Here is a 5,000-nt window from a genome sequence, read left to right on the forward strand (position 1 = left end):
CCGTCACACCACGAGAGTTTGTAACACCCGAAGTCGGTGGGGTAACCTTTATGGAGCCAGCCGCCTAAGGTGGGACAGATGATTGGGGTGAAGTCGTAACAAGGTAGCCGTATCGGAAGGTGCGGCTGGATCACCTCCTTTCTATGGAGAATTGATGAACGCTGTTCATCAATATAAGTTTCCGTGTTTCGTTTTGTTCAGTTTTGAGAGAACTATCTCTCATATATAAATGTATGTTCTTTGAAAACTAGATAACAGTGTAGCTCATATTTTTTTAATTTTAGTTTGGTTAAGTTAGAAAGGGCGCACGGTGGATGCCTTGACACTAGGAGTCGATGAAGGACGGGACTAACGCCGATATGCTTCGGGGAGCTGTAAGTAAGCTTTGATCCGAAGATTTCCGAATGGGGAAACCCACCATACGTAATGGTATGGTATCCTTGCCTGAATACATAGGGTAAGGAAGACAGACCCAGGGAACTGAAACATCTAAGTACCTGGAGGAAGAGAAAGCAAATGCGATTTCCTGAGTAGCGGCGAGCGAAACGGAACATAGCCCAAACCAAGAGGCTTGCCTCTTGGGGTTGTAGGACATTCTATACGGAGTTACAAAGGAACGAGGTAGACGAAGCGACCTGGAAAGGTCCGTCGTAGAGGGTAACAACCCCGTAGTCGAAACTTCGTTCTCTCTTGAATGTATCCTGAGTACGGCGGAACACGTGAAATTCCGTCGGAATCTGGGAGGACCATCTCCCAAGGCTAAATACTCCCTAGTGATCGATAGTGAACCAGTACCGTGAGGGAAAGGTGAAAAGCACCCCGGAAGGGGAGTGAAAGAGATCCTGAAACCGTGTGCCTACAAATAGTCAGAGCCCGTTAATGGGTGATGGCGTGCCTTTTGTAGAATGAACCGGCGAGTTACGATCCCGTGCGAGGTTAAGCTGAAGAGGCGGAGCCGCAGCGAAAGCGAGTCTGAATAGGGCGTTTAGTACGTGGTCGTAGACCCGAAACCAGGTGATCTACCCATGTCCAGGGTGAAGTTCAGGTAACACTGAATGGAGGCCCGAACCCACGCACGTTGAAAAGTGCGGGGATGAGGTGTGGGTAGCGGAGAAATTCCAATCGAACCTGGAGATAGCTGGTTCTCCCCGAAATAGCTTTAGGGCTAGCCTTAAGTGTAAGAGTCTTGGAGGTAGAGCACTGATTGAACTAGGGGTCCTCATCGGATTACCGAATTCAGTCAAACTCCGAATGCCAATGACTTATCCTTAGGAGTCAGACTGCGAGTGATAAGATCCGTAGTCAAGAGGGAAACAGCCCAGATCGCCAGCTAAGGTCCCAAAGTGTGTATTAAGTGGAAAAGGATGTGGAGTTGCTTAGACAACTAGGATGTTGGCTTAGAAGCAGCCACCATTTAAAGAGTGCGTAATAGCTCACTAGTCGAGTGACTCTGCGCCGAAAATGTACCGGGGCTAAATACACCACCGAAGCTGCGAATTGATACCAATGGTATCAGTGGTAGGGGAGCGTTCTAAGTGCAGTGAAGTCAGACCGGAAGGACTGGTGGAGCGCTTAGAAGTGAGAATGCCGGTATGAGTAGCGAAAGACGGGTGAGAATCCCGTCCACCGAATGCCTAAGGTTTCCTGAGGAAGGCTCGTCCGCTCAGGGTTAGTCAGGACCTAAGCCGAGGCCGACAGGCGTAGGCGATGGACAACAGGTTGATATTCCTGTACCACCTCTTTATCGTTTGAGCAATGGAGGGACGCAGAAGGATAGAAGAAGCGTGCGATTGGTTGTGCACGTCCAAGCAGTTAGGCTGATAAGTAGGCAAATCCGCTTATCGTGAAGGCTGAGCTGTGATGGGGAAGCTCCTTATGGAGCGAAGTCTTTGATTCCCCGCTGCCAAGAAAAGCTTCTAGCGAGATAAAAGGTGCCTGTACCGCAAACCGACACAGGTAGGCGAGGAGAGAATCCTAAGGTGTGCGAGAGAACTCTGGTTAAGGAACTCGGCAAAATGACCCCGTAACTTCGGGAGAAGGGGTGCTTTCTTAACGGAAAGCCGCAGTGAATAGGCCCAAGCGACTGTTTAGCAAAAACACAGGTCTCTGCGAAGCCGTAAGGCGAAGTATAGGGGCTGACACCTGCCCGGTGCTGGAAGGTTAAGGAGAGGGGTTAGCGTAAGCGAAGCTCTGAACTGAAGCCCCAGTAAACGGCGGCCGTAACTATAACGGTCCTAAGGTAGCGAAATTCCTTGTCGGGTAAGTTCCGACCCGCACGAAAGGTGTAACGATTTGGGCACTGTCTCAACCAGAGACTCGGTGAAATTATAGTACCTGTGAAGATGCAGGTTACCCGCGACAGGACGGAAAGACCCCGTGGAGCTTTACTGTAGCCTGATATTGAATTTTGGTACAGTTTGTACAGGATAGGCGGGAGCCATTGAAACCGGAGCGCTAGCTTCGGTGGAGGCGCTGGTGGGATACCGCCCTGACTGTATTGAAATTCTAACCTACGGGTCTTATCGACCCGGGAGACAGTGTCAGGTGGGCAGTTTGACTGGGGCGGTCGCCTCCTAAAGTGTAACGGAGGCGCCCAAAGGTTCCCTCAGAATGGTTGGAAATCATTCGTAGAGTGCAAAGGCATAAGGGAGCTTGACTGCGAGACCTACAAGTCGAGCAGGGACGAAAGTCGGGCTTAGTGATCCGGTGGTTCCGCATGGAAGGGCCATCGCTCAACGGATAAAAGCTACCCCGGGGATAACAGGCTTATCTCCCCCAAGAGTCCACATCGACGGGGAGGTTTGGCACCTCGATGTCGGCTCATCGCATCCTGGGGCTGTAGTCGGTCCCAAGGGTTGGGCTGTTCGCCCATTAAAGCGGTACGCGAGCTGGGTTCAGAACGTCGTGAGACAGTTCGGTCCCTATCCGTCGTGGGCGTAGGAAATTTGAGAGGAGCTGTCCTTAGTACGAGAGGACCGGGATGGACGCACCGCTGGTGTACCAGTTGTTCTGCCAAGGGCATAGCTGGGTAGCTATGTGCGGAAGGGATAAGTGCTGAAAGCATCTAAGCATGAAGCCCCCCTCAAGATGAGATTTCCCATAGCGTAAGCTAGTAAGATCCCTGAAAGATGATCAGGTTGATAGGTTCGAGGTGGAAGCATGGTGACATGTGGAGCTGACGAATACTAATAGATCGAGGACTTAACCATATAATATGTAGCAAATGTTATCTAGTTTTGAAGGAATATGCCTTCATAGTTTGGTGATGATGGCAGAGAGGTCACACCCGTTCCCATACCGAACACGGAAGTTAAGCTCTCTAGCGCCGATGGTAGTTGGGAACTTGTCCCTGTGAGAGTAGGACGTCGCCAAGCAACTAAAAACACAAGTCTTTTGACTTGTGTTTTTTTGTGTATCACCTGTTAAAATTCATAAATTTAGTAATCTTAAAGAGGAAAAAAGATGAAATAGGGACTGTCTAAACTAAAATTTGAGCGATAATGTCGTAAAAGGTGATAAAGTAATACGTTTAAACTTTAGTTTAAGGTAAGGATTACCTTTTTATATTAATTAGGTTGTAGAATGATTAAAAATATTTTACTCTTTATATGAAAACGTTATGTGAAAAATAGCTATTTAGTTGTTTTTCACATAACGTTTTTACATTTTTAAAGGATTTCACATAAGAAAAAATCTATAATTAAGATAGTTAACATTTATTTTTTTGATGGGTGTGGGGGATTATGAAAGAAATATGCATGTTATTAGTGGCTGTTATATTATGGGGGACAGCCATTGCGCCAACAAAGTGGGCATTAGAATCTATTCAGCCATTTACTTTGTTATTTATCCGCCTTTTCTTAGCTGGTGGAATCTGTTTACTATTCTCATTTAAACAATTAAAAAGATCTGTTGTACATAAACAAGTCCCGTGGAAAAGAATGAGCTTGCTATCTTTTACTGGCGTAGCTGGGTACTTTATGTTCACATCCTACGGTATTTCTTTAACGAGTGGATTGCATGTTAGTATTATTGATGCTGCTTTACCTTTAGTTACAATTCTTTTTTCAGCGTTCTTTTTGAAAGAAAAAATTCAACTTAATTATTGGATTGGTATTGTATTGGGGGCTATCGGAGTACTTCTTATTACAATTCCATCTAGTAATGTCGATCAAGAAGTATCTTTAATAGGAGATATCCTTATTTTATTAAGTACGTTCTTATTTGCTTTCTATACAGTATTGCTGAAACGACCAAAACAAGAACAGTATCTATCAAACAAGGTTTTTACAACATTAACTTTAATTATTGGAGCTGTTATTCTATTACCATTTGCAATGGCAGAAATTTTTTACTATGGTTTTCCAAAAATCGAAACATGGAAGACAGGGTTTAGTGTAATATATCTTGTTATTGGGGCAACAATTTTAGCGTATTGGTTTTGGAATAGAGCATTAGAGACAGTCTCGGCATCAGTAAGTGGATTATATTTAAATGGGTTACCGTTAATAAGTATCGCTGCTTCAATTGTTCTATTAAATGAATCTTTGACGTGGAGAATAGGAATAGGTGGTAGCTTAGTTTTATTTGGAGTGATATGGGCGGATAAACGTAAATTAATTGATTTATTTATCTCAGGCGAGCGAAATGTTAAAGAGAATGAAGAATGTTAAAGTTTATAAGAGTATGTATATAGTGTTTAATGAAAAGGACGCTTTGTATGTAATAGGATGTCCTTTTCATTATTTTCATTGAATTAGAGGAATTAAATAACTGAAACTAATATAGAAAATACCTTTGGAATTATTTTTATTATTAATTGAATAAAAGGTGTTGACGATTAGGGTATAGAGGTGTAATATAGAAAAAGTCGCCGATGCAATAACGCAGAACGCGGCAAACAAAATGAAAAACTTAGTTGACATTAACTAACGAAGATGTTAACATAAGGAAGTCGCAAATGAGCGACTAAGTAGTTCTTTGAAAACTGAACGAAACAA

Annotated in this window: 1 protein-coding gene and 3 rRNA genes (1 of these 4 cut by a window edge); all 4 read left to right on the forward strand. The window is 44.2% G+C overall.

Going from position 1 to position 5,000, the window contains the following annotated elements:
- A 16S ribosomal RNA gene (locus QCI41_RS19580) occupies positions 1 to 141 on the forward strand; it begins 1,411 nt to the left of the window's first position.
- A gap of 146 nt (positions 142 to 287) precedes the next feature.
- Positions 288 to 3,209: ribosomal RNA gene (locus QCI41_RS19585) — 23S ribosomal RNA — on the forward strand.
- Between the two features lie 49 nt (positions 3,210 to 3,258).
- Positions 3,259 to 3,374, forward strand: a 5S ribosomal RNA gene (gene rrf / locus QCI41_RS19590).
- Together the 16S, 23S and 5S rRNA genes form the textbook arrangement of a ribosomal RNA operon.
- A 369-nt stretch (positions 3,375 to 3,743) precedes the next feature.
- On the forward strand, positions 3,744 to 4,673 hold the full coding sequence (locus QCI41_RS19595; RefSeq protein ID WP_353836887.1) for a DMT family transporter: 930 nt from the start codon (positions 3,744 to 3,746) through the stop codon (positions 4,671 to 4,673).
- Positions 4,674 to 5,000 lie beyond the last annotated feature (327 nt).

Source organism: Bacillus cereus group sp. MG4 (genome assembly GCF_040460055.1).
Lineage (GTDB): Bacteria > Bacillota > Bacilli > Bacillales > Bacillaceae_G > Bacillus_A > Bacillus_A wiedmannii.